At 72.6% G+C, this 23,706-nt stretch carries 25 protein-coding genes and 1 tRNA gene; 5 read left to right on the top strand and 21 right to left on the bottom strand.

Translation table 11 applies throughout. The features are described from left to right. A partial coding sequence (locus tag F9C41_RS37015; protein ID WP_230690288.1) for a dioxygenase family protein occupies positions 1-457 on the bottom strand: 457 nt, incomplete at its 3' end. Between the two features lie 160 nt (positions 458-617). Here F9C41_RS37015 and F9C41_RS37010 point away from each other — a divergent pair. Continuing rightward, on the top strand, positions 618-1,541 hold the full coding sequence (locus tag F9C41_RS37010) for a ribonuclease Z (protein WP_230690287.1): 924 nt from the start codon (positions 618-620) through the stop codon (positions 1,539-1,541). 285 nt (positions 1,542-1,826) lie between these two features. On the opposite strand, the gene F9C41_RS37005 is transcribed toward F9C41_RS37010, so the two are convergent. The 4 genes from F9C41_RS37005 to F9C41_RS36990 all read right to left on the bottom strand — a co-directional run bounded on the left by F9C41_RS37005 (position 1,827) and on the right by F9C41_RS36990 (position 5,193). Continuing rightward, on the bottom strand, positions 1,827-2,165 hold the full coding sequence (locus F9C41_RS37005) for a hypothetical protein (RefSeq protein ID WP_230690286.1): 339 nt from the start codon (positions 2,163-2,165) through the stop codon (positions 1,827-1,829). A 102-nt stretch (positions 2,166-2,267) separates the two neighbouring features. After that, the gene (locus F9C41_RS37000) at positions 2,268-3,293 is read right to left on the bottom strand and encodes a choice-of-anchor A family protein (RefSeq protein WP_196280107.1); all 1,026 of its coding nucleotides are present in this window, start codon (positions 3,291-3,293) and stop codon (positions 2,268-2,270) included. A 126-nt stretch (positions 3,294-3,419) separates the two neighbouring features. Continuing rightward, on the bottom strand, positions 3,420-4,793 hold the full coding sequence (locus F9C41_RS36995; protein WP_155391492.1) for a cystathionine beta-synthase: 1,374 nt from the start codon (positions 4,791-4,793) through the stop codon (positions 3,420-3,422). A gap of 31 nt (positions 4,794-4,824) precedes the next feature. Then, positions 4,825-5,193, bottom strand: coding sequence for a YkvA family protein (locus F9C41_RS36990; protein WP_155391491.1), 369 nt, complete (start codon positions 5,191-5,193; stop codon positions 4,825-4,827). 136 nt (positions 5,194-5,329) lie between these two features. Between F9C41_RS36990 and F9C41_RS36985 the strand changes: the two genes are divergently transcribed. The 3 genes from F9C41_RS36985 (at position 5,330) to F9C41_RS36975 (ending at position 8,521) form a co-directional block, all read left to right on the top strand. Continuing rightward, positions 5,330-6,391 (top strand): SGNH/GDSL hydrolase family protein, encoded by a 1,062-nt coding sequence (locus tag F9C41_RS36985; protein WP_155391490.1) that lies wholly within the window; start codon positions 5,330-5,332, stop codon positions 6,389-6,391. After that, positions 6,388-7,191: an SGNH/GDSL hydrolase family protein gene (locus F9C41_RS36980; RefSeq protein WP_155391489.1), complete on the top strand. Its 804-nt coding sequence runs from the start codon at positions 6,388-6,390 to the stop codon at positions 7,189-7,191. The genes F9C41_RS36985 and F9C41_RS36980 overlap by 4 nt, the downstream gene beginning before the upstream one ends. 82 nt (positions 7,192-7,273) lie before the next feature. After that, positions 7,274-8,521, top strand: coding sequence for an acetyl-CoA C-acetyltransferase (locus F9C41_RS36975; protein WP_155391488.1), 1,248 nt, complete (start codon positions 7,274-7,276; stop codon positions 8,519-8,521). Between the two features lie 84 nt (positions 8,522-8,605). Here F9C41_RS36975 and F9C41_RS36970 read toward each other — a convergent pair whose 3' ends face one another. The 3 genes from F9C41_RS36970 to F9C41_RS36960 form a co-directional block, all read right to left on the bottom strand. Continuing rightward, positions 8,606-8,902 (bottom strand): hypothetical protein, encoded by a 297-nt coding sequence (locus F9C41_RS36970; protein WP_155391487.1) that lies wholly within the window; start codon positions 8,900-8,902, stop codon positions 8,606-8,608. A 94-nt stretch (positions 8,903-8,996) separates the two neighbouring features. Next, entirely contained in the window at positions 8,997-9,797 is an 801-nt protein-coding gene (locus F9C41_RS36965) for a Bax inhibitor-1/YccA family protein (RefSeq protein ID WP_155391486.1), read from the bottom strand. 541 nt (positions 9,798-10,338) lie between these two features. Then, a tRNA-Leu gene (locus F9C41_RS36960) sits at positions 10,339-10,422 on the bottom strand. A gap of 135 nt (positions 10,423-10,557) precedes the next feature. Here F9C41_RS36960 and F9C41_RS36955 point away from each other — a divergent pair. Further along, complete coding sequence (locus F9C41_RS36955; protein WP_155391485.1) at positions 10,558-12,381, top strand: hypothetical protein; 1,824 nt, start codon at positions 10,558-10,560, stop codon at positions 12,379-12,381. 144 nt (positions 12,382-12,525) lie between these two features. Here the strand turns inward: F9C41_RS36955 and F9C41_RS36950 are convergent, their stop codons facing one another. The 13 genes from F9C41_RS36950 to F9C41_RS36890 form a co-directional block, all read right to left on the bottom strand. After that, on the bottom strand, positions 12,526-13,851 hold the full coding sequence (locus F9C41_RS36950) for an NAD(P)/FAD-dependent oxidoreductase (RefSeq protein WP_155391484.1): 1,326 nt from the start codon (positions 13,849-13,851) through the stop codon (positions 12,526-12,528). A gap of 83 nt (positions 13,852-13,934) precedes the next feature. Next, complete coding sequence (locus tag F9C41_RS36945) at positions 13,935-14,480, bottom strand: hypothetical protein (protein ID WP_155391483.1); 546 nt, start codon at positions 14,478-14,480, stop codon at positions 13,935-13,937. Continuing rightward, entirely contained in the window at positions 14,477-15,862 is a 1,386-nt protein-coding gene (locus tag F9C41_RS36940) for a DUF58 domain-containing protein (RefSeq protein ID WP_407924774.1), read from the bottom strand. The genes F9C41_RS36945 and F9C41_RS36940 overlap by 4 nt, the downstream gene beginning before the upstream one ends. A 1-nt stretch (position 15,863) precedes the next feature. Next, positions 15,864-16,937 carry an AAA family ATPase gene (locus F9C41_RS36935; protein ID WP_155391482.1) on the bottom strand — a complete coding sequence of 358 codons (1,074 nt, stop codon included), beginning with the start codon at positions 16,935-16,937 and terminating at the stop codon, positions 15,864-15,866. 2 nt (positions 16,938-16,939) lie between these two features. Further along, the gene (locus tag F9C41_RS36930) at positions 16,940-17,557 is read right to left on the bottom strand and encodes a hypothetical protein (RefSeq protein ID WP_155391481.1); all 618 of its coding nucleotides are present in this window, start codon (positions 17,555-17,557) and stop codon (positions 16,940-16,942) included. Positions 17,558-17,612: 55 nt separating this feature from the next. Beyond that, entirely contained in the window at positions 17,613-18,323 is a 711-nt protein-coding gene (locus F9C41_RS36925; RefSeq protein ID WP_155391480.1) for a DUF4129 domain-containing protein, read from the bottom strand. A gap of 69 nt (positions 18,324-18,392) precedes the next feature. Then, a complete protein-coding gene (locus F9C41_RS36920; RefSeq protein WP_155391511.1) occupies positions 18,393-19,118 on the bottom strand; it encodes a uracil-DNA glycosylase in 726 nt (241 codons plus the stop codon). Between the two features lie 47 nt (positions 19,119-19,165). Then, complete coding sequence (locus tag F9C41_RS36915; protein ID WP_155391479.1) at positions 19,166-19,846, bottom strand: dienelactone hydrolase family protein; 681 nt, start codon at positions 19,844-19,846, stop codon at positions 19,166-19,168. A 195-nt stretch (positions 19,847-20,041) separates the two neighbouring features. Further along, entirely contained in the window at positions 20,042-20,446 is a 405-nt protein-coding gene (locus F9C41_RS36910) for an LppU/SCO3897 family protein (protein ID WP_155391478.1), read from the bottom strand. Positions 20,447-20,667: 221 nt separating this feature from the next. Beyond that, positions 20,668-21,120: an LppU/SCO3897 family protein gene (locus F9C41_RS36905; protein WP_155391477.1), complete on the bottom strand. Its 453-nt coding sequence runs from the start codon at positions 21,118-21,120 to the stop codon at positions 20,668-20,670. 75 nt (positions 21,121-21,195) lie between these two features. Further along, on the bottom strand, positions 21,196-22,221 hold the full coding sequence (locus F9C41_RS36900) for an HAAS signaling domain-containing protein (RefSeq protein WP_155391476.1): 1,026 nt from the start codon (positions 22,219-22,221) through the stop codon (positions 21,196-21,198). Positions 22,222-22,311: 90 nt separating this feature from the next. Then, positions 22,312-22,635, bottom strand: coding sequence for a PadR family transcriptional regulator (locus tag F9C41_RS36895; protein WP_155391475.1), 324 nt, complete (start codon positions 22,633-22,635; stop codon positions 22,312-22,314). 70 nt (positions 22,636-22,705) lie between these two features. After that, positions 22,706-23,605: a Ppx/GppA phosphatase family protein gene (locus F9C41_RS36890; RefSeq protein ID WP_230690285.1), complete on the bottom strand. Its 900-nt coding sequence runs from the start codon at positions 23,603-23,605 to the stop codon at positions 22,706-22,708. Positions 23,606-23,706: the final 101 nt, after the last annotated feature.

The raw sequence follows: 23,706 nt of genomic DNA, 5'->3' as shown, positions 1-23,706 counted from the left end.
TGGGCGGGGCGCCACCGGGCTGCCCACCGGCGCCCGGCTGCCCGCCGCCGCCCGAGGACAGCGACTCCGCGCCGGAGTACAGGCCCGCCGCGTCGCAGTGCCAGATCTCCACGACCGCGTTGGACAGCGGCTTGCACTGCTCGCTGTCCTGGACTCTCAGCACCACCCGCAGCCGGCTCCCGGCCCGGTCCTCCCGGATGTCACTGCGGATCTTGTCCGCGTCGAAGTAGTACGGCCCCTGCGTGGTGGACGGCGACAGCCGGCACGTGTTGGCGTCGGCGAACAGGCCGGTCAGGTCCGCCGAGGTGGTCGCGTCCGGCGACACCGCCTCGCCGCTGGTCGTCGTGGCGGGCGTGCCGTCGCCGCATGCGGCGAGCAGGCTGCCCAGCCCGATCGAGCTGATCCCCGCGAAGATCGACCGGCGGCTCACCCGCTGGCCCTCGTGGTCGTGTCCCATCGCCTCGTCCCCCTGCCCCTGGTGGCCCTGTGCGGGCGTACCCCTTCGTGACCTGTCCCGGCGACGTTAGGCAGGCGACGTCGGCGCGACCTCGGCCCTTGCTGGAAGAACGCTGGGCGTCTCCGGCGCGGTACCCTCCCCCGGTGAAGACGATCTCCGCGTGGGGGCGCGGGTGAGCCGGGAGCTGATCGTGCTCGGCACGGCGAGCCAGGTGCCCACCCGCCAGCGCGCGCACAACGGCTACCTGCTGCGCTGGGACGACCAGGGCATCCTGTTCGACCCGGGCGAGGGCGCCCAGCGGCAGCTGCTGCTGGCGGGCGCCGCGGCGAGCGACATCACCCGGATCTGCGTCACGCACTTCCACGGCGACCACTGCCTCGGCCTGCCGGGCATCGTGCAGCGGCTGTCACTGGACCGGGTGCCGCACGAGGTGCCGATCCACTTCCCCGGCTCCGGCGCGGAGTTCCTGCAACGGCTGCGCCACGCCAGCCACTTCCACGACCAGGCCCGCCTCGCGGAGTGTCCGGTCGAGGCGGACGGCGTGCTGGCCACCGGCCCGTTCGGCACGCTCAGCGCGCGCCGGCTGCGGCATCCGGTCGAGTCGTTCGGCTACCGCCTGGCCGAGCCTGACGGCCGGCGGATGCTGCCGGAGCGGCTGGCCGCGCTCGGCGTACGCGGGCCGGACGTCGGCGTGCTGCAGCGGGTGGGCACGGTGGTGGCCGACGGCCGCCTGGTGACCCTCGACGAGGTCAGCGAGCCGCGCCTGGGGCAGGTGGCCGCATTCGTGATGGACACCGGCTGGTGCGACGCCGCGATCCAGCTGGCCGCGGATGCCGACCTGCTCGTCATCGAGTCGACGTTCCTGGAGTCGGAGGCGGCGCTGGCGGCGGAGGCCGGTCACCTCACGGCGGCGCAGGCCGCCCGGATCGCCACCGAGGCGGGCGTACGCAAGCTCGTGCTCACCCACTTCTCCCAGCGGCACCCGGACGCGGCCGTGTTCGGCCACGAGGCCGCGGCGCATTTCGACGGGGAGATCGTGGTGGCCGAGGAGCTGGCCCGGATCGCGGTGCCACCGCGCCGGTGACCGGAACGGCCTGCCCTTGCCCGGAAACGGTTCGGGGCGAGGGTACGTGACCGGACTGCGGGGAACCGGAGACCACGTACCCTCGCCCACTGACGCATCCGTACGACTGGGGAGAACGCCTGGCCGGAGGCGCTTGGAGTCGACGGAGGCATGTCGACTCCCGATCAGCCGTACAGATGCACGCGGCACGCCTACGCTGGCGGAGCGCAACGGCGTCGCCGCTGGGACGGGGCCCGATGACCACGTGCCGGGGGACGGCGGGGCATCGGAACACCCTGTGGTTGGTTAGTCGAAGAGGCCCCTGCGGGTGCCGTTTCGCATGATGGAGCCGCCACGCTCGCCAAGGTCGGCACGCCAGGCGGGCAGGGAACGCATCCCGTTGATGTCGTGCCGCACGGTCCAGGCCTCCCGCCAGTGCCTGCTGGCCGCGGCTTCCGCGCGCTCGGCCAGCTTTCGTGGCGGGCACGGCCAATGCTGACCGCACCAGTTGCAGAGATGATCGTCGTCAGGTCTGTTGTGCCGCCCCAGCATCTGCTGCGCGTCGCGCCACAGCAGGTGGTCGGTTATGTCGGAGGGTTCGATGTGGCTGGTCTCGGTGGGTGGTGCATGGTCGACGGTGACCACGATCCACTCTCCCCTCGGTAGCACTGCCGCTTCCGTACGCTTAGTCAACACTCGCCACAAGCAGACCAGTCGCACAGGCTGTGCGACTGCCGCCGAAACGGGCTAACGGAACCTGCGACGTGCCCGACTACCAGCGACAACTGCGATAAGCAGGGCCAGCCCCAGCAACAACCCGGCGACCCCGAACCACGTAACAGGGCGTGACGCCAGTGCCGTCAGCCGCTCACTCACCGGCTTGGCCGACGCCACCGCCGAAACGGTTGCGCCCGGCTCGGGAACGCCCGACCCCGGCGCGGGGCTGGGGTCCGCGGTGGCCGACGGGCTCGGCGAGGCCGACGGCGGCGGAGCGCAGTCCAGCCCGGCGGGCAGCACGACGGGGGCGGCGCGCACCGCCGGCGGGACGGCCCGCATGGCCACCGGCCGGGCGGCCGCCAGGAGCAGTCCCGGCTCGGCGGGCGGCCCCCCGACCGGGCCCGCGGGCGCCCGGGATCCGGAGGGTGACGGCGGGGCGGCCGGCGACAGGCTGGGCACGGGCGACGGGCTGGGCGAAGGGCTCGGCGAGGGCGGTGGGCTCGGTGCGACGAGCACCTCGGCCCGCGGGGCGAAGATCACGCCGGGGGCCTGCGGACCGGTCACCAGGATGCGCACCGCACTGGGGAAGTGCCAGACCACGCTGTCGACCGGGCCGCCGCCGATGTCGGTCACCCGGGGCACGACCCAGGCCACGCGGTCGTCGACCAGCCGGGTGTCCACGTTCACCAGCAGCGGCGCGGACTCGGTGGGCGGCGTGGCGAGGATCAGTTCGGCGATCCGGTTGAGCTCGCCCGAGCGCAGGGTGAGCACGTTCGTCTGGTCCTGGCGCAGGTACAGCAGCGCCCGGACGCCGCGTGCCAGCGGGCGGGGCAGCGGCTGGCCGTCGGGGCCGCGCAGGTCGACGTTGGGGGCACAGGTGGCCAGCGACATCGACCGTTCGAGGTCCACCGGATCCGGGGCCGGCGCGCCCGCACGGGCGGGCGCGGTGGCGAGCACCAGCGCCAGCGGCAGCGTGAGCAGCACCCCGCGCACGGCTCGTCCAGGCGCGCCGGCACTCCGGCGCACCCAGCGGCTCAGCGCGTTCGGCCTCCGCATGTCCGGAGGGTAGCCCGCCGCCGCACGTCGATCGTGAAAGTGGCGTTTCCGACACACCGGCATGACTGTCCGACCCGGTGCCGCGTGGTGCGGAGCCCGCCACGAGAGCTCCGCACCACCGTCGGCTCAGCCCAGCTGGGCCAGCAGGTCCTGGCGGGTGAGCACACCATGGGGCTTGCCGTCGATCAGGACCATCGCCGCGTCGGCCTTCTCCAGCAGCGCCACGATCTCGGCCACCGGCTGGCCGCCGCCGATCATCGGCAGCGCCGGGCCGACGTGCCGGTCCAGCGGGTCGTGCAGCGCGGCCGCGCCGGTGAACAGCGCGTCCAGCAGGTCCTTCTCGGCCACCGCCCCGGCCACCTCACCGGTGACGACGGGCGGTTCTGCCTTCAGCACCGGCAGCTGGGAGACGCCGTACTCGCGCATGATGTCGATGGCGTCGCGCACGGTCTCGGTCGGGTGCACGTGGATCAGCTCCGGCAGCGCGCCCTTGGTGTGCGACTTGGCGGTGAGGATGTCGGCGACGGTCGCGCCGTGCTCGTCCGTGCGCAGGAAGCCGTAGCGGGCCATCCAATCGTCGTTGAACAGCTTCGACAGGTAGCCGCGGCCGCCGTCGGGCAGCAGCACCACGACCACGTCGTCCGGCCCGGCCTGGGCAGCGACCTTCAGCGCGGCGACCGCGGCCATCCCGCAGGAGCCGCCGACCAGCAGGCCCTCCTCGCGGGCCAGCCGCCGGGTCATCGCGAACGACTCCTTGTCGGTGACCTCGACGATCTCGTCGCATACGGTCCGGTCGTAGGTCTCCGGCCAGAAGTCCTCGCCGACGCCCTCGACCAGGTACGGCCGCCCGGTGCCGCCGGAGTAGACCGAGCCCTCCGGGTCCGCGCCGATGATCTTCACGCGGCCCTGGGAGACCTCCTTGAGGTAGCGGCCGATGCCGCTGATGGTGCCACCGGTGCCGACGCCTGCCACGAAGTGCGTGATCCGGCCGTCGGTCTGCTCCCACAGCTCCGGGCCGGTCTGCTCGTAGTGCGAGAGCGGGTTGTTCGGGTTCGAGTACTGGTTCGGCTTCCACGCGCCCGGGATCTCACGGGCCAGCCGGTCCGAGACGTTGTAGTAGGACCGCGGGTCCTCGGGCGCGACCGCGGTCGGGCAGACCACGACCTCGGCGCCGTACGCCCGCAGCACGTTCTGCTTGTCCTCGCTGACCTTGTCGGGGCAGACGAAGACGCACTTGTACCCCTTGAGCTGGGCGACCAGCGCCAGCCCGACCCCGGTGTTGCCACTGGTCGGCTCGACGATGGTGCCGCCGGGCTTGAGCAGGCCGTCCCGCTCGGCCGCCTCGACCATCCGCACGGCGATGCGGTCCTTGACCGACCCGCCCGGGTTCATATATTCGACCTTGGCGAGCACGGTGGGGCCGCCGGGATCGGTGACATTCCGGAGCTTGACCAGCGGGGTGTTACCGATCAGCTCGACGACGTTCTCGTAGTAGCGCACGCGTCAAGCGTAGACCGGCGGTTAATCCCCGTTAAGCGACGTCGCCGTCGATGACCGGACCGCCGACGGGCGCCTTGACGCCGTTCTCCCACATGAGGAAGCGATCGGTCTCGCTGATCAGTGCCCCGGCGATCCAGCTGACGATGATCACGTCGTCGGCCAGGCCGAGCACCAGGAGGAACGCCTCGGGAACCATGTCGATCGGGGAGACCACGTACACCGTGGCCGCGGTGATCGCCATGATCCTGCCCAAGCCGTCGTACCGGCCGCGCAGCGTGGCCAGCACCATGCGCGGCATCGCGCCCAACCGGTCCGCCAAGCTGGCGTTGCTGCCGTTTCCCGTGATGAGTGCCTTCCACAGCGCAGTGAACGCTGCGGTACGACGCAATGTGCGTCCCATCTCGCCTCCATCCGAGCGCAACCGAAGAGCGCTACCTTTCTCGCATGAGCGAGCGTTACCAGCTGACGATCCGCTGGGTACGTAGGAGCCTCAGAGAGGATTCCCCGACGGGTCTCCCGAGTGAGGCGGGTTCACTATGAGCGAGCGTACTGCGCTGAGCGCCACCGCGGCACAGCGTCGCGGCAGGGATCTGGCCCGGCTGGCCGTCTACGGCGGAGGGGCGCTGACCGCGCTCGGCCTGGCCACCGTCGGGGTGCTGCTCGGCCAGGTCGAGGCCGCCCGGCGCACCATCCCCATCGCGCAGGCCCCGCCGCCGCGCTCGGACGGCCTCTACGGCGGCCGGTTCGGCGGCGAGCCGGTGCACATGGCCATGCTCGGCGACTCCTCGGCGGCCGGGTTCGGCGCGCTGCGGGCCCGGCAGACCCCTGCCGCGCTGATCGCCACCGGGCTGTCCCGGCGTCTGGAAAGGCCGGTGCGGCTGCACAGCCTGGCCGTGGTCGGCGCGACCTCGGGAATGCTGGTGCACCAGGTGGAAGAGGCTCTCGAACTGCGTCCCGACCTGGCCGTGATCCTGATCGGAGCCAACGACATCACCCACCGGGCCGGGCAGGCCGCGTCCGTACGCCACCTCGCCGACTCGGTGCGGCGGCTGCGCGAGGCCGGTGCCACCGTCGTCGTGGGCACCTGCCCCGACCTCGGCGCGGTGCAGCCCATCCGGCCCCCGCTGCGCTGGCTGGCCCGCAGCTGGAGCCGCCAGCTCGCCGCGGCGCAGACCGTCGCCGTGGTGGAGGCCGGGGGCCGCACCGTGTCCCTGGGCGAGCTGCTCGGGCCGACGTTCTCCGCGCAGCCGCACCGGCTGTTCGCCCGGGACCGCTTCCACCCGTCCGCGGAGGGCTACGCGCTGGCCGCGTCGGTGCTGCTGCCGACGGTGGTGGCCGCCCTGCGCAGCCCCGCCGGACCACAGCGCGTGGAAGCGGGCGCACGAACCGCCGTGGACGGGGTACGGTCGCTGCCACAGGCCGCGGTCGAGGCGGCGCGCCACGCCGGCACCGAGGTGAGCGGCGTACGCGTCGACGGCCGTGATCGCGGCCCGGCCGGCCGGTGGGCGCAGCTGCGCCGCCGCATGTGGGAGGTCGTCCGCCAGGGCGAGGCTCCAGCCGGCCTGGCAGACCGGGCGAACGTAGTGGAGCAGGCATGAGTTCGGTGGCACGGAGGATCGGGAAGGCCGCCGCGATCACGCTCATCGCGGGCACGGTGGGCGGCGCGGCGCTGCTGGCGGCCGAGGCGGTGGTGGCGCGCAGCCGCCGGTACGCCAAGCCGGGGCTGGGCCTCGCGCTGCGCACCACCGTGGGCGCGGACAACGCCACCCCGCTGCGGCTGGTCATGCTCGGCGACTCCGCCGCCCTGGGCGTCGGCGTGGACCGGGTCGCCGACACCGTCGGCGGCCAGCTGGCCGCGCTGCTGTCCGGAGGCGAGTCCGGCAAGGGCGGCCCGGTGCAGGCCGTGGCGCTGTCCAGCGTCGGCGTCGCCGGGTCCCGCTCGTCGGACCTGGCCACCCAGGTGGCCCGGTGCCTGCTGGGCGACCGCCCGGACGTCGCGGTGATCCTGGTCGGCGGCAACGACGCGATCACGCTGCGCCGCCCGGCGGACGCGGCGGCCTACCTGGGGGCGGCGGTGCGCCGGCTGCGTGAGGCCGGGGTCGAGGTCGTCGTGGGCACCTGCCCCGATCTGGGCGCGGCCCGCGCCATCGCGCCGCCGCTGCGCCAGGTCGTCGGCTTCCTGGGGCGCCGGGTGGCACGGGCGCAGGTGCGCGCCGTGCACGCCGCCGGCGGGGCCGTGGTGGACCTGGCCGCCGAGACCGGCCCGGTGTTCCGCGCCGACCCGAACACGCTGTCCGTCGACCGCTACCACCCTTCCGCGGACGGCTACCGGGTGTGGGCGTACGCCCTGCTCCCGGCCGTCGCCCACGCCGCCGGAGTAATCCCCCGCCTGCCCTGACCCGCGGTCGCGCTCCGCGGCAGGCTGATGACTTTCTCACCCGGTCTGGTGGGGCAAGTTACCGGCGAGTTAACGTTCGTTCATGTCAGATGCTGTCATCGTCGCCACCGCCCGGTCCCCCATCGGCCGGGCCGGCAAGGGCTCCCTGAAGGACCTGCGCGCGGACGACCTCACCGCCACCATCATCCAGGCCGCCCTGGACAAGATCCCGGCCCTGGACCCGGCCGAGATCGACGACCTCTACCTGGGCTGCGGCCTGCCCGGCGGCGAGCAGGGCTTCAACATGGGCAAGGTGGTCTCCACCCTGCTCGGCCTGGACTCGCTGCCCGCCGCCACGGTCACCCGTTACTGCGCGTCCTCGCTGCAGACCAGCCGGATGGCGTTCCACGCGATCAAGGCGGGCGAGGGCGACGTCTTCATCTCGGCGGGCGTCGAGATGGTGTCCCGGTATGCCCGGGGCAACTCCGACTGGCTGCCCCCGGACGCCGCGGCCGCCGTCGGCGGGAGCTGGAACAACCCGCGCTTCGACGCGGCCCAGGCCCGCTCCGTGCAGCGCGCCGGAGCCGGCACCCAGGACTGGACCGACCCCCGCGAGGCCGGCGAGCTGCCCGACATCTACCTGACCATGGGCCAGACCGCCGAGAACCTGGCCCAACTGCACGGGGTGACCCGGGCGGACATGGACTCCTTCGGCGTACGGTCGCAGAACCTCGCCGAGCAGGCGATCAAGAACGGCTTCTGGGCCCGCGAGATCACCCCGGTGACGCTGCCCGACGGCACCGTGGTCAGCCAGGACGACGGCCCCCGGGCGGGAGTGACGCTCGAGGGCACCGCCGGGCTGAAGCCGGTGTTCCGCCCCGACGGCCGGATCACCGCAGGCAACTGCTGCCCGCTCAACGACGGCGCGGCCGCGGTCGTGATCATGAGTGACAGCCGGGCCCGCGAGCTCGGGCTCACCCCGCTGGCGCGGATCGTGTCCACCGGCGTCACCGCGATGAGCCCCGAGATCATGGGCATCGGCCCGGTCGAGGCGACCCGCCAGGCGCTCAAGCGGGCCGGCATGACCATCGACGACGTCGACCTCGCCGAGATCAACGAGGCCTTCGCGGCCCAGGTCATCCCGTCGTATCGCGAGCTGGGCCTGCCGCTGGAGAAGGTGAACGTGATGGGCGGGGCGATCGCCGTCGGTCACCCGTTCGGCATGACCGGCGCCCGCATCACCGGCACGCTGATCAACAACCTGCAGTGGCACGACAAGAGCATCGGCCTGGAGACCATGTGTGTCGGCGGCGGCCAGGGCATGGCGATGGTCATCGAGCGCCTCTCCTGACCCACCCCCGCACCCCACGCCCGGTGGGCTGTCAAGAAGGGCACCTTCCTCCACGGATTCCGTTAAGAAGGTGCCCTTCCTTCGTCAGGTGAGGGTGTGGCGGAGGGCGGCGATCTCGTCGGCGGCGGCTGAGGTGATCTCGTCGGGTGGGGCCGCGGCGGCGAGGTCGGCGACGACGACCTTGAGCTGGTCGGGCAGGGCCAGATCGGACAGCCGGGGCACGTCGCGGCGCGGGGCGCCGGAGAGGTCCGCGGCCTGGTCGGCGAGGCGCTGGATCAGCTTGTGCAACGGTTCGCCCTGGTCGCGCCAGCGCGCCGGGGTCCAGTGTCCGACCTGGTTGTCCAGGAGGTCGACGGCGCGCGCCAGCTGCTCGATGCTCACGCCACCGATTGTCCCGGCCGGGAAAACGGACCGCCGCCCCGGGGCAGTCCCCGGGGCGGCGGTGGTCGGGTGCGCCCCGCTCGGGGCGCACCGGTCAGTCTTCCGAGAAGTAGGAGATCAGGCGCAGGATCTCCAGGTAGAGCCAGATGAGCTCGACGAGGATGCCGAACGCGCCGAGCCAGCCGTACTTGCGGGGCAGCCCGGCGGCGATGCCGTCCTCGATCTGCTTGAAGTTGACCACGAACATCAGCGCGGCGATGACGATGCAGACCAGCGAGAAGATGATCGCGATGCCGCCGCCGTCACGCAGCGGGCCCGCCACGCCGGTGATCATGCTGATCACGAAGTTGGCGACGATGACGATGGCCAGACCGGCCGCGGCCCCGATGACCACCTTCATGAACTTCGGGGTGGCCCGCACGATCTTGAGCTTGTACAGCGCAGCCATGATCAGGAACACCCCGAGCGTGGCGATGACCGCCTGCGTGACGATGCCCTCGAAGACGTGGTTGTAGAGCTTGCTCACCACGCCGAGGAAAACGCCCTCGATGACGGCGTATGCGCAGATCACGATCGGGTTGGTCACCTGGGCGAACGAGATGACCAGGCCGATCGCGACCCCGACGAACATCGAGGTGTACCAGACCGGCGAGAGCGCCTCCCACGGCACGACGGCCGCCGAGATCGCCGCGGAGATCGCGGTCAGCGCGATCAGCGTCACGGTCTTGACGACCACGTCATCGAGGGTCATCCGGTCGACGTGTCCGGACTGGACGACCTCCGGGTAACCGCCGTCCGCCGGGTAACCCGCCGGGGCGCCCTGGCCCGGCACGGTATACCGGGGCTGCTGCGCCGCCGCACTGATGCGGCTGAGCACCGGGTTGGAACTCTTCACAGCGGGTCTCGCCTCCTCCACAGGGAATGTGCCGACAGAGTAGCGGATCAGCGCACGCGCGGAGATCACAGTTTTCGGACCGTTTTGCAGGCGGCGGCCGCCGCCGTGGTGTCGGAGATCACCTTGGGCGGAGCGGGGGTCGCCCGGCTCCACCGAGCGACCCGGCTTCTTCCGCCGGCTGCGTGCCGGTACCGCATCGACACGCTCGCGACAGGACCGATGCCGGGGCGGGACAATCGCCGCGCCCGATCCTTAATGAAACCTAATAGAAGGCCTGCGAATTCGCGTCACCACAGTGCGGCCATCGACCGATACCACGCCGCGGGAAAATCGGCGCGAAAAGCAGGCAACCAAGGGGTGACAGACCGCCGGACGCTCGCTATAGTCGTCCACAACGCGCTCCAATCGCCCGCTTCCCCCGTGGCAGGCGATCGGAGCGCGTCACTATTTCTGAAGCTTTTCGCCACGCCATTCGCGCGCTCGGCGACCGGCCCGCGCCGATGCCATTCGTACACGCCGGCGCGCATCACCGAGGTCCTGCTGGTGCCCGGGGCGGGGGTCGAACCCGCACGCCTTTCGGCAGTCGCTTTTAAGGCAACCGTGTCTGCCGTTCCACCACCCGGGCGCGTGTACGCGTAGCTGTGCCCTGCCACGGTAGCGGTTCCCCCCGGCTCGAAGCACGCCCGTTGTCGCTATCCGGAGAACGTGAGCACAGCGGCCGACAGGCCGCGGGCGTACCCGAAGCGCTAGGGTCAAGCGCGTGACGAGCACCGCGCCCGCCCTCACCACCGCCCCGGAAGACGCCGTACTGCCTGGCCAACGGGGTGGTACGGACGTGTCCGCGGCAGGGCGGCCCATCCGGCGGCACGAGTGGACCCGCGACGTCCTCGCCTGCCTGGCCTTCCTGGCCCTCGCCGGCTGGCTCACCCTCGGACTCTGGCCGGACCCGGACACCCGCACGCTCGCCCTCAACCCGCCCGACCAGATCCTCTACGAGTGGTTCCTGGCCCACGACACGATGCTGTGGAGCGGCGACTTCTCCCTCGTCACCGACCGCCTCAACGCGCCGTACGGGGTCAACCTGCTCGCCAACACCACGGTCATCCTGCTCGGCGGCCTGCTCGCCCCGGTCACCGCCGCATACGGCGCGGCCACCACGTTCGCGCTGCTGGTCGCGCTCAACCTGGCCGGCACCGCGATCGCCTGGTATCTGCTGCTGCACCGCACGCTCGGCGCGAGCCGGATCGCGGCCGCCGTGGGCGCGGCGTTCTGCGGTTTCGCCCCGGGCATGGTCTCGCAGTCCAACAGCCACCTGCACATGACCGCGCAGTGGCTGATCCCGCCGATGCTGTGGTGCGTCGTCGAGCTGGCCCGGGCGGCCCGCTCCGGCACCGCCCGGCCGCGCCGGTTCATCGCGTGCGGCGTGCTGTTCGGCGTGCTGGTCAGTCTGCAGGTGTTCATCGGCGAGGAGACCCTGTTCCTCACCGCGCTCGCGCTGGCCATCGTGACCGTGACCTACGTGGCGATCGTCCGGCCGCCCCGGGCGGTGCTGGCCCGCTTCGCCGCCGGGCTGTCCCTCGCCGTCGCGGTGGCCGTCGCGCTGCTGGCGTATCCGCTGTGGGTCCAGTTCAAGGGCCCGCAGTCGGTCTCCGACGGGGTGTTCAGCCCCCACTACTTCTCCGCCGACCTGGCCGGGTTCACCGCGTTCTCGCCGCTCACGCTGGCCGGCGACGACACGGCGGCGAAGCTGACCACCGGCCCGGCCGAATACAACACGTTCCTGGGCTGGCCGCTGGTGCTGCTGTCGCTCGGGCTGCTGGTCTGGCTGCGCCGTGACGCGCTCGCGGCGGCCTGCGGCGCGGGCGCGCTGGCGATGAGCGCGCTGGCGCTGGGCCCGCAGGTCACGCTGCAGCACGAGCGCACCCCGCTGCCGGGCCCGTACCGGCTGCTCATGCACCTGCCGGTGGTTGACGGCGCGCTGCCGATGCGCTTCGCCCTGGCCGCGATCCCGCTGCTGGCCGTGCTGCTGGTGCTGGCACTGCGGCAGGCCGCGCGGTCGGACCTGCGCGGCGTGCGGGTCGGCGTCCCGGCGCTGGTCGCCGCGGCGCTGCTGCCGCTGTTCCCGACCCCGCTGCCGACCAAGGACCGGCCCGCGGTGCCGGTGTTCTTCGCCGACGGCCTGTGGCGGCAGTGCGCCACGGACGGCGACGTCATCGTCCCGGTGCCGCTGCCGACCCCGGAGCAGCCCCTGCCGATGCGCTACGCGACCTCGGCGCTGACCGCGTTCGCCCTGCCCGAGGGCTTCTTCATCGGCCCGCACGGGCCGGATGGCAAGGCGACCATGGGCATCCAGAAGCGGACGACGTCCTGGGTGCTGTCCGAGGTGGCGCGCACCGGGGTGGTGCCCGCGATCAACGACGACCACCGCCTGGACGCCCGCAAGGACCTCACCATGTGGAACGCCGCGTGCGTGGTGCTCACCCCCGGACACCCCCGCCACGCCGAACTCCAGCGCACCCTGGAAGCCCTCCTCGGCCCCGGCACCCCGTCCGCCGACGTCCTCTACTGGCCCCGCACCTGGTGACGATGCCTTAGGCGCGGCCACCAACCGGCATCCGGCCGCCGGGCGCGCTCGCCAGGAGCGGAAGTCCGCGCAGCGGACGAGCGACCGGCGAGCACAGCCCGGCTTCAAGGCCGGATGCCCGCGCCCGCGGAGGCGGGCGCCATGTTACGGCTGTTGGGTGGGTTGGGTGACCTGGGCGAAGGGGTCCATGGGCTGGTGCAGGGCGCCCAGGGAGACGACTTCGCGCTTCAGGAACAGGGCCAGGGTCCAGTCGGCGATCACACGGACCTTGCGGTTCAGCGACGGAATGCGGCTCATGTGGTACGTGCGGTGCATGAACCAGGCGGGCCAGCCCTTGGCCTTGAAGCCGTACACGTGCGCCACGCCCTTGTGCAGGCCGAGGCTGGCCACCGAACCGACGTGCTTGTGCCGGTACTCCCGGATGCCCCTGCCGCGCACGGTGGCGATCAGGTTGTCGGCCAGCAGGCGCGCCTGGCGCACCGCGTGCTGCGCGCTCGGCGAGCACATCTCGCCCGCGGCGGCGGTCAGGTCGGGCACCGCCGCGCAGTCGCCGGAGCTCCACGCGCCCTCGACGACCTGGTCGCCGTCGACGACCCGCAGCGTCGGGTCACAGGTGAGCTTGCCCTGGGCGTTGCGAGGCAGGTCCGTCGCGGCGATCATCGGGTGCGCCTTGACGCCCGCGGTCCACACGATGGTGTCCGCGGCGAACTCGCCGCCGTCCGACAGCTTCACCACGCCGTCGACGCAGGACTCCAGCCGGGTGCCCAGGCGCAGGTCCATGTTGCGCTTGAGCAGCGCCTCGACCGTGTACGCGCCCATCTGCGGCCCGACCTCGGGCAGCACCCGCTGCGTCGCCTCGACCAGCACCCAGTGCATGTCGTCGGCCTTCAGCTCCGGGTAGTAGCGCAGCGCGTCGCGTGCCATGTCCTCCATCTCGCCCAGCGCCTCGACCCCGGCGAAGCCGGCGCCGACGACCACGAAGGTCAGCGCGCGCTGCCGCGTCTGCGGGTCGGTCGTGGCGGCCGCGATGTCGAGGCACTCCAGCACGTGGTTGCGCAGCCAGATGGCCTCACCGATGGTCTTGAAGCCGACCGCGTGCTCGCGCAGGCCCGGGATCGGCAGCGTGCGGGAGACGCTGCCGGGCGCGACGATGATGTGGTCGTACGGGATCTCCCGGGACGGACCCACCACCGGCTGCACCGTGGCGACCTTGCGGGAGTGCTCGACCTTCGTCACCGCCCCGTGCACGATCTTGCAGTCGCGCAGCTCCCGGCGCAGCGGCACGACAGTGTGCCGGGGGGAGATGTTGCCTGCCGCTGCCTCGGGGAGGAACGGCTGGTAGGTCATGTGCGGCTGCGGGTCGACGACCGTGACCTCAGCCTCGGTCGAGCGCAACTTGCTGGACAGGCGTAGGGCGGCATAGAGGCCGACGTGGCCGGCACCCACCACCAGGATCCGTACAGGCTTCACACATTCACGCTACCGCCGTGGCATCGCCCTGATCAGCGCCGATGCCTGTGATCCCGGACAGCGACGGCCGTCACGCCCCCTGATCAGGGCCGCTTGCCCAGCCGAGTGAGCAGCGCCACGGCGGCCGCCACCACGGCCAGGCCGACCACCAGCGCCACCGTCGGTGTGGTGATGTACATGCCCGGCAGCACCGTCACCAGCACGATGGTGAGCCCCCCGGCCGCCCCGAGCACCAGCGCCGAGCGCACCGCCCAGCGCAGCAGCACCTGGTTGTCCACGATCGCGTCGTAGGGCAGCACGGCCGCCAGGGCCGCCGCGTTGTGCAGCAGGTAGAGCGCCGCCGCGGTGCCCAGCAGCCGCCCCATCGACGGCTCGGCCAGGAACAGCATCGTGTCGGCCAGCCACATCGCGACCGTCGCCAGCATCACCAGGGTCACCGCCACCCCGCCCGGCGCGATCGCGGGCACGGCGGCCAGGACGAGGAAGCCGAGCATCATCCGCGCGGGCAGCCCGCCCGGCGCGGCCAGCAGCAGGCCGGTGACGGCCGCCACGAAGACGATCCCGCGCACCAGCAGCGGGCCGCCGGTGATCCGCCCCAGGTCGCGAACCTGCGTCAGCAGCTGTTTCACCGCAGCACCGCCTTCGGCGCGGCGGCCAGCCGCGACACGTCCCGCAGCACGGCGTCCAGGCTGCCCGCGCCCGCCCAGGCGACCACCGGCACGCCGTGCTCGCCCAGCTGCCCCATGGTGTTCTCCCGTTCGGCCTTCCACAGCCGGTATGACACGTCGCTCCAGGTGTTCACCGGCGGCGAGGTCAGGTCGGAGGGCAGCGTGTCCACGGCCACCACGAAGCGCCCGGAGCGGGCCAGGCCCGCCAGCATCGATGCCGACCGGGCGTCCAGCAGCGGGGTGAGCACGACGACCAGCGCCGCCGCGGAGATGCCCGCGGCGAGCTGCGCACCGCCCCGCTCCTGCGCGGTCGGGCTCGGGTGGGCGTCCAGCAGCCACTCCAGCACGGTCAGGTATTGCCTGCGGCCACTGGCCGGGCGCAGCCGGCGGGCCTGCGCGCCGTACTCCAGGACCGAGACCCGGTCGCCGCGGTGCAGGTAGTGCTCGGCGATCGCGGCCGCCGCGCGCACGGAACGGTCCAGCACCGAGGAGGCGCCGCCGATGCCGCCGGACCGGCCCGCGTCGGCCAGCAGGTCGAGCAGGACCACCACCTCGGCGTCACGGTCGGACAGCGTCGCCGCCACGTGCAGGCGCTCGGTGCGCAGGGACACCCGCCAGTCGACGCGGCGCAGCCGGTCGCCGGGGCCGAACTGGCGTACGCCCGCCAGCTCGCCGCCCTCGCCGGGCCGCCGCGAGCGGTGCTGGCCGACCAGGCCGGCCGCCCGGGGCATCGCCTCGTCGGCCTTGAACGGGTCGGTCAGGGGGTACACCTTCACACCCAGCGCGCCGGTCACCACGGCCCGGCTGACCAGCAGCCCGTCCCCGGCGACCGCGTGTGCCGACGCCGGGCCCAGCCAGTGCCGTCCCCAGCGCACGGCTGGTCCGGCCAGCTCGACGGCGGTCGCCACACCGCGTGGCACCAGGGTCACGTACGGACGGTTGCCGCCGCGCCGGGACGGACCCGCGTCGGCGGCCCCGCCCTCCAGCCGCAGCCAGGGCGAGTGCTGCAGTTGCACCACGGTCAGGTCGTACCCTGTGACGTCGCGGTTCTCGACCTCGACGGTCGCGCCGAGGTCACCGCCCTCGACCGGGAACGACTCGACCGTGGACAGCCGCAGCCCCGGTAGCGTTCGCGGCCGTTTGGCCAGCGCGAACGCCACGCTCAGCGCCAGCGGCGCGGCGAGGATCACCAGGTCCGTACGGCCCAGCAGCACGGCGGCGACCAGCAGCAGGCCCGCCACCAGCACCGCCCGGCCCAGCGCCCGGGTAGGCGCCCAGTTGTCGCCGGTGTCGGTGGACGCGACGGGCTCCAGGTCGCCCTCGGGGGAGGCTCCCTGGGACACGTCAGCCTCGCAGCCCGGTCGACCGGTACGGCGGCTCCAGCAGCTCGTCCTCTAACTCCGCGAGCCGGCGACCAGGGGTCGGCTGCCGGCCCGGGGCCGCGGCGTGGCTCGGCAGCGCGCCGCTGACCGGGGCCGGCGTCGCGGACAGCACCTCGGCCACCACCGAGACCGGATCGATGCGCTTGAGCCACATCTCCGGCCGCAGCGTGATCCGGTGCGCCAGCGCGGGCAGCGCGACCCCCTTCACGTCCTCGGGGATGACGTAGTCCCGCCCGGCGAGCGCCGCCCGTGCCCGCGACAGCAGCAGCAGGGCCAGCGAGCCGCGCGGCGAGGAGCCGACCAGCACCGCGGGGTGCTCGCGGGTGGCCGCGGCCAGCGACACCAGGTAGCGGCAGATGGAGTCCTCGACCTCGATCTGCTCCAGGCCGGCCTGCATGCGCAGCAGCGTGGGCGCGTCGACGACCGGCTCGACCTCGGACTCCTCCTGGCGGCGGACCATACGCCGACGCAGCACGTTGAGCTCCTCGTCGGCCTCCGGGTAGCCGAACGAGACGCGCAGCATGAAGCGGTCCAGCTGCGCCTCGGGCAGCGGGTAGGTGCCCTCGTACTCGATCGGGTTGGCGGTGGCGAGCACGTGGAACGGCGCCTCCAGGCGGTAGGTCACGCCCTCGACGGAGACCTGCTTCTCCTGCATCGCCTCCAGCAGCGCCGCCTGCGTCTTCGGCGGCGTGCGGTTGATCTCGTCGGCGAGCAGCAGGTTCGTGAAGACCGGGCCGGCCCGGAAGGTGAAGTCGTGGGTGCGCTGGTCGTACAGGAACGAGCCGGTCACGTCCGCGGGCAGCAGGTCGGGCGTGAACTGCAGGCGGCGGAAGTCCAGGCCCAGCACTTGGGCGAAGGTGCGCGCGGTCAGCGTCTTGCCCAGCCCGGGCAGGTCCTCCAGCAGCACGTGGCCGCCGGCGAGAATGCCCGCCAGCACCAGCTCCAGCGAGTCGCGCTTGCCGACCATCACGGTGCCGACCCGGTCGAGCACCTGCTGGGCGAGACGGCCCACCTCAGCGGCGGGGATCGGTTGCATGCTCACAGTTTCTCCAAGGCATTGACGATCACATCGAGTTCGCGAGGGCTGGGTGGGCGCTTGGCCGGCACCGTGAGGAGCGTCCAGAGCGGATCACCGAGCAGCCTACGCGCGCGTTCCGGCTCGGTCGCGCGGTTCACGCCGTGGCGCTGGCGCAGCCGCTCGTCGACGACCTCCGCCAGGCGCGGCTGCACGCGGCGCTGGAAGCGGGCGGCGTCGGTGTGGCTCCACTCCAGGATGGTCTCCCAGCGGGCCACCGCCAGCCGCAGACCGTCGGTGACCTCGGACTGGTCGTCCGCGACGGCCCGGCCCGCGCGGCGGGGCGGCAGCGGGGCCTTGAGCGAGCGAGCCATCCGCCACACCCCCACCACGGTCAGCGCCACCGCGAAGACCAGCGGCAGCGGCATGCTCAGGCTGAACACCTGGAGCGTGAGCCAGCCCGCGGCGGTCCAGGCGATGGTGAACCCGAGCAGGCTCAGCCAGCGCGTCGCCTTCGGGCGGGGCGGGCGGGCCGCGACCGGCTGCTCCGGCCGGCTGAACCCGCCGAGCAGGTCGTGCAGGGTCGCGCCGTCGTCGACGTCGCCGTCGACGAAGTCGTCGTGCTCCCGATGCTGGCTCATGTCCCCTCCTCGCTGCGCTCGTCGAGGACATGCCCGAAGCGAATGACCCGCTCGCTCATGCCCCGGCCTCGCTTCGGGTGCCGGCGGTCAGCTCGTCGCGCAGCCGGTGCAGGGATGCCCTGGCCTGCAGGCGCATGTCGTCGTCGACGCGGTGGGTGGCGTAGCGGGCGCGGCGGTACACGTCGGCGAAGCCGTTGAGCACCCCGGCGTCCAACCGGCGGCGGTGGAGCATGCGTACGACCAGGTCGGTGGCGGTGTCGTCGGGCAGGCGCGGCACGCCCGCGGCCGCGGCGGCCTGCTCCAGGCGCACCCAGCAGGCGATGACGGCGGTACGCGGATCGGCGGCGTCGTCGTCGAGGTCGAGCAGGCCCGCGTCCAGCGCCGCGACGACCTCCTCCTCGTCGGTGAGCTGCGCGATGCGCACCGGCGGCTTCTCCCGGATGGCCCGGCGGCGGAACTTCGTGGTGGACTTCGCGGCCGCCTTGAGCAGCACCATCAGCACGGCCGCGCCGATGACCAGCAGCACGCCGAGCCCGACCGCGCCCAGCCAGCCGGAGTCGGCGGTGTCCTCGGGCGCCGCCGACGGCGACGGGGACGGCGACCGCGGGGACGGCGAGGGCGAGGCGGTCGGGGTGGGGTTCGCAGACGCTGACTGCTCCGGCGCGGCCCGGCCGATCGGCAGCACCGAGACCGAGGCCGTCGCGGCCGCGAGTATCAGCAGCGCGGCCACGGCCAGCAACGGCCACCAGCGACGCAACGCTCCCATTGTTCCCCGCTCCGAATATCGCTGTCACCACCGGCGCCAGGTCGGCGGCCCGACGCGGTCGAGGTCGACTCAGTCGAGGCCGGCGAGGTGCCGGGCCTGGCTCAGCACGTCGTCCAGCATGGCGGGTGTGAGCCGCCCGGTAAAGGTGTTCTGCTGGCTGACGTGGTACGAGCCGAGCAGCGCCGGTCCCCGCTCCGGGCTGCCGGCGCCGCCCTCCGGGAGGAAGACGGCCCCGTGCCCGAACCTGGGACGCGGCACCGGCGGCTTGACGCCGTACACCGTGGACAGCGTAGGCCACCACGCCGCCCACGCGAACGCGCCGAGCGCGATCACCACTCGCAGAGTGGGTCGCAGCAGCGTGACCTCGCGATGCAGCCACGGGGCGCAGGTGTCGCGCTCGACCGGAGTCGGCTTGTTGTCCGGGGGCGCGCAGCGCACCGCCGCGGCGATCCGCACGTCGGCCAGGTGCAGCCCGTCGTCGCGGGACACGCTGGTGGGCTGGTTGGCCAGGCCCGCCCGGTGCAGCGCGGCGAACAGCACGTCGCCGCTGCGGTCGCCGGTGAAGATACGGCCGGTGCGGTTGCCGCCGTGCGCGGCCGGGGCCAGCCCGAGGATGAGGATGCGGGCGTCGGCCGCGCCGAACCCGGGGACCGGGCGGCCCCAGTACTCCTCGTCGCGGAACGCGGCCCGCTTGGTCGCGGCGACCTCCTCCCGCCACGCCACCAGCCGGGGGCAGCGGCGGCAGCGGGAGATCTCCGCATCGAGCGCGGCCAGCTCGGCCGCCCTCGCGGACAGCCCGCGGGCCGTCCCGGCAGGCCGCCGGGACGAGCCGTCGGCCGAGGTCACAGCGTGGTGCGTAGCAGCTCCACCGTGCGCGCCCAGGCGCTGGCCGCCGCCGAGGCGTTGTACACCTCGGGCCGGTCGTCGTTGACGAACGCGTGGTGGGTGCCGGGGTAGTCGTGCACGATGCAGGTGCCGCCGGCCTCCTCGATGGCGGCCCGGGCGGTCTTGATGCCGGGAGCGGCGGAGGTGCCGTCCTCCTCGCTGCAGTGGATCATCGCGGTCTTGCCCTGGTAGTTCGACCACTGCGGGGCCATGCGCTCCCACGGCAGGGCCGGGTAGAAGCCGACCGCGGCCGTGATCTCGTCGCTGACCGTGGCGGACCACAGCGCCAGGCTGCCGCCCATGCAGAAGCCCACCGCGCCCACGCCGCCGGTGGTCTCCGGCCGTCCGGCCAGGTATGACGCGGCGCCCGCGATGTCCTTCGCGGCCTGGTCCATGGCCAGGCCCATCATCAGCTTGCCGGCCTCGTCGGGCTCGGTGGCGTGCGCGCCGTGGTACAGGTCGGGCGCGAGCGCCACGAATCCGGCCTCGGCGAACCGGTCGGCCAGCGAGATGATGTGCGGGACGAGCCCCCACCACTCCTGGATCACGATGACCGCAGGTCCACTGCCGCTCTTGGGCAGCGCGAGGTAGCCCTCACTGGTCCCCCCGTTGCTGGGGTAATCCACCATTTCACCCATCGGTCGTCCTCCTGACGGTCAGTCGTCATTGGCTGGTCGCACAGTCGTGGCGTTCCGGGTAGCCAACCACACCGGACGGTACCGGGGAAGACAGCGGCGGCGTGGCGAAAGTTACGACTTATGGTCGTAACTCACCACGCCGCCGCGCAGGTGGTATACCGGCCGCGAGTTCACCTCACGTCACGGCGCACCGGCTTACTTCTTGATGGGCTCCAGGCACCAGCTGTCGCCGTTGCCGCCCTTCTTGCCGATCCACACGATCTGCTCCCACGTGGGGTACGCCTCGCACAGCGTCTGCTGCTTGGCGTCGAAGTCCGACTCCGAAACGCCGTCGATGACACCGACGACCTTGTTGGCGGCGTCGGCGGAGGCGCAGTCCACGACCTTGGCGTCGTCGACGACAGTGAAGTTGTTCACGCAGTCGCCGACCTTGGCGATGGCCAGGTCGCCGGACAGGTACTGCCAGGCCAGACCGCCACCGGCGACGACCGCGAGGCCGACGCCGTAGCCGAGGATCTTCTTGCCGACGCCGGCCGCGGCGGACTTCGCCTTCGCGGGCTCCGCAGTCTCCTGCACCGCCGGGGTTACCTGCTCGCTCATGTGGTTCTTTCCTTCCGAGGGGTGCCCTCGTCCGGAACGAGTCGCGGCGGGGGCGTTTCTTCTCACGTAACGTCACGGAGACCGCGTCACCTTAGCGTTAGCTGAGAGTCTTCGCGACCCCGCAGATGAGCCCCGTTCGCATGCCATCCGGACGGGCGCGCAGGACCGCCGAATCAGCACCGCGACCTCAGCCGTACAGCGACCGGCGCACCGCCACGGGCTCAGCTTTTCAGGGGCGCCAGGCACCAGACGTCGCCGTTGCCGCCCTTCCGGCCGATCCACACGATCTGCTCCCACGTGGGAAATGCCTCGCACAGCGTCTGCTGCTTGGCGTCGAACTCGGACTCCCGCACGTCGTCGACGACACCGACGACCTTGTTGGCCGCGTCCGTCGACGCGCAGTCGACGACGCGCGCGTCCTCCACCTTCGCGAAGTCGTTGACGCAGTCGCCCAGCTCCGCATTGGCCACATCGCTGTTCACGGCATCCACGATGTCCTTGGCGAAGCCGCCCAGGGCGTCGGGCTTGAGGGCCGCGAAGAGCCCGCCACCGCAGCAGCACAACAGCAGCAGCACCGCCACGACGATCGCGATCGTCCGGCCGGTCCTGCGCGGCGGGGGTCCCGGTACCGCGTAGTAGGCGGCGGGCACCTGCGGGCCTGGCTGCTCGTACATGGGAAGCCTTCACGATCGAGGGGTGGGCGGTGCGGACATTGTGTCGCAGCCGCTCACCCCTCGCTGTCCCTCAATTCAGCGCGTGGGGGTCGGCGCCGCCGACGCGCTCGGGGACGGTGTCACCGACGGGGACGGCATCGCCGAGCCGGACGGCGACGGCGTGGCGGACGGCGACGGCGTGCCCCAGGGCAGCGGTGCCGGCGACACCGCCACCCACGGCAGCTGCGGTGCACTGAGGTCGGGACAGGACGGGTACACGACCCGCCACTCCCAGCCCCGGCCGCCCCCGCCCGGACCCTCCCAGCCGAAGCGCTGCGCGCAGTAGCCGAGCACCACCGGGCTGCCGTCCTGGTCGACCAGCCGCGCCCCCTGGATGATCTGCCCGTCCGGACCCAGCACGAAGATGTCGTTGACCTGGCTGTACGGGTCGTTCACCCAGGACGCGGGCGACGACTCGTGCCAGTACGACCCCATCAGCCGATCGTCCGCCGCGGCCCACAGGCCCAGGCCGAACACCGCCACCACCGCCGTCGCCGCGCGCAGCGCCAGCCGGATCCGGCGGCGGGCCGGCGGGGCGGCCGCGGTGCGCCGGCCGAGCCAGATCGAGCCGACCACGAACGCGATCAGCACCAGCAGGCCGAGCAGGGTGCTGCCCTCGAAGCGCGGCAGCAGGCCCAGCCCGTCGCCGTCCCGCCACAGCTGCGCCACCAGCATCGCGACCAGCCAGCCGCGCATCACCCACCAGGCCGGACGTAGCAACGCCAGGAACTCGCCCAGGCGCTCGTAGCCGATCACCGGACCGAGCCGGCGGTCCAGGGCGTCCCAGCGCGCCCGCACGCGCGCCACGGCCCGCCCCGCCCAGGCCGGCGTCCGGCTGTGGCCCCCCGGGTGGCCCAGCGTGGCGCGCAGCTCGGCGGCGTACGCGCTGGGCGGCCCGAGCCGCTCGGCCAGCGTCGCGCCGCCGCCCTCGGCCTCGATCTCGGCCGCCACCTCGGCCAGGTGCGCCGGCAGGTCCTCGAGCAGGTCGTTGCGCGCGTGCTCCGGCAGGTCGGACAGGGCCGCGCCGACCTGCGCCGCATACTGTGCGATCTCGACGTTCATGCCCTCTCCTCGCTGCGCTCGTCGACGGCATCTCCCAAGCTCATGATTCGCTCACGGTGCTCGCTCATGCCCTCTCCTCGCGGTGCTCGCTCATGCCGGCTCCCTCAGCAGGGTGTTCATCGTGGAGGCGAACTCGCGCCAGACCTCGCCACCCTGCTTGAGCTGGGTCCGCCCGGCCGGGTTGAGCGCGTAGTACTTGCGGTGCGGGCCCTCCTCGGAGGGCACCACGTAGGTGGTGAGATAGCCGGCCGCGAACAGCCGGCGCAGGGTGCCGTACACCGAGGCGTCGCCGATCTCGGTCAGCCCGGCGGTGCGCAGCCGGCGGAGGATGTCGTACCCGTAGCCGTCGTCGTCGCGCAGCACGGCGAGCACGGCCAGGTCGAGCACCCCCTTGAGCAGTTGGGTGGTATCCACGCTCAGCACAGTAGTGTGCGATGCGCAGTACCACAAGCAGCGTGCTAGCTTGCGATGTGGAATGTCCTGCTCAGTGGCGGATGGAGGCGGCGATGCCGTCGAGGATGTCGTGTTCGGAGACGACGATCTCGCCGAAGCCGGACTGCCGCATGATCTCCCGCAGTATCAGCCCGCCCGCGATGATCACGTCGACGCGGCCGGGATGCATCACCGGGATCGCCGCCCGCGCGTCGTGGTCCATCGCGGACAGCTGCGCGGCGAGCCGCTCGACCGTCACGGCGGGCAGCACCGAGTGGTGGATCCGGGCGGAGTCGTAGTGGTCCAGGCCCAGCGCGATGCCGGCCAGCGTGGTGACCGTGCCCGCCACCCCGACCAGCGTGGCCGGGGCGGTGCCGACGTGCGCCAGGGCCTGCGCCACGGCGGCGTCGATGTCGCGCGTCGCCGCATCGAGCTGCGCGGGAGTCGGCGGGTCGGCGGGCAGGTGGCGCTCGGTCATGCGTACGCACCCGATGTCCATGCTGATCGAGCTGTCCACCGTCCGGCGGCCCCGGACGAACTCCGTCGACCCGCCGCCGATGTCCACCACCAGGTAGGGCCCACTGCCGTCCAGCCCGGTCACGGCGCCGGCGAAGGACAGTGCGGCCTCCTCGTCGCCGCTGATGATCTCGGCGGGCTGCCCCAGCGTGGCGCGCACCATGTCGTGGAAGTCCGCCGCGTTCGCCGCGTCGCGGGTGGCGCTGGTGGCGACCATGCGGATGCGGGTCACCCCGTGCGACTCGATGAGCCCCCGGTATTCGGCCAGCGCGACGCGGGTGCGCTCGATCGCGGCCGGGTCGAGGCGGCCGGTGCGGTCCACGCCCGCGCCCAGGCGCACGATGCGCATCAGGCGTTCGACGTCGCGGCCGTTCTCGGTGATCAGCAGGCGGATCGAGTTGGTGCCACAGTCGATCGCGGCGACGGCATCTCCCACGTCACCACCCTACAGGCGTTGATAAGGGCACCTTCCGCTACACAGAGCGATGTGCAGAGCTGCTGCTCGTCTCGCTGACGCGAGCCGACGATGCCCTTCCT

Origin of the sequence: Catellatospora paridis (assembly GCF_009720365.1) — a bacterium.
GTDB classification, from domain to species: domain Bacteria; phylum Actinomycetota; class Actinomycetes; order Mycobacteriales; family Micromonosporaceae; genus Catellatospora; species Catellatospora paridis.
The sequence above is the reverse complement of the archived record's forward strand: the minus strand, read 5'-3'. Positions and strand labels throughout refer to the sequence as shown.

What these genes read in the sequence shown, in the direction of transcription:
- F9C41_RS36915 (WP_155391479.1), bottom strand. Translation starts at nt 19,846, where the DNA reads ATGGGTGAAATGGTGGATTACCCCAGCAACGGGGGGACCAGTGAGGGC.
- F9C41_RS36985 (WP_155391490.1), top strand. Translation starts at nt 5,330, where the DNA reads ATGAGCGAGCGTACTGCGCTGAGCGCCACCGCGGCACAGCGTCGCGGC.
- F9C41_RS36990 (WP_155391491.1), bottom strand. Translation starts at nt 5,193, where the DNA reads ATGGGACGCACATTGCGTCGTACCGCAGCGTTCACTGCGCTGTGGAAG.
- F9C41_RS36980 (WP_155391489.1), top strand. Translation starts at nt 6,388, where the DNA reads ATGAGTTCGGTGGCACGGAGGATCGGGAAGGCCGCCGCGATCACGCTC.
- F9C41_RS36900 (WP_155391476.1), bottom strand. Translation starts at nt 22,221, where the DNA reads ATGAACGTCGAGATCGCACAGTATGCGGCGCAGGTCGGCGCGGCCCTG.
- F9C41_RS36905 (WP_155391477.1), bottom strand. Translation starts at nt 21,120, where the DNA reads ATGTACGAGCAGCCAGGCCCGCAGGTGCCCGCCGCCTACTACGCGGTA.
- F9C41_RS36930 (WP_155391481.1), bottom strand. Translation starts at nt 17,557, where the DNA reads ATGAGCCAGCATCGGGAGCACGACGACTTCGTCGACGGCGACGTCGAC.
- F9C41_RS36910 (WP_155391478.1), bottom strand. Translation starts at nt 20,446, where the DNA reads ATGAGCGAGCAGGTAACCCCGGCGGTGCAGGAGACTGCGGAGCCCGCG.
- F9C41_RS36975 (WP_155391488.1), top strand. Translation starts at nt 7,274, where the DNA reads ATGTCAGATGCTGTCATCGTCGCCACCGCCCGGTCCCCCATCGGCCGG.
- F9C41_RS36935 (WP_155391482.1), bottom strand. Translation starts at nt 16,937, where the DNA reads ATGCAACCGATCCCCGCCGCTGAGGTGGGCCGTCTCGCCCAGCAGGTG.
- F9C41_RS36925 (WP_155391480.1), bottom strand. Translation starts at nt 18,323, where the DNA reads ATGGGAGCGTTGCGTCGCTGGTGGCCGTTGCTGGCCGTGGCCGCGCTG.
- F9C41_RS37000 (WP_196280107.1), bottom strand. Translation starts at nt 3,293, where the DNA reads ATGCGGAGGCCGAACGCGCTGAGCCGCTGGGTGCGCCGGAGTGCCGGC.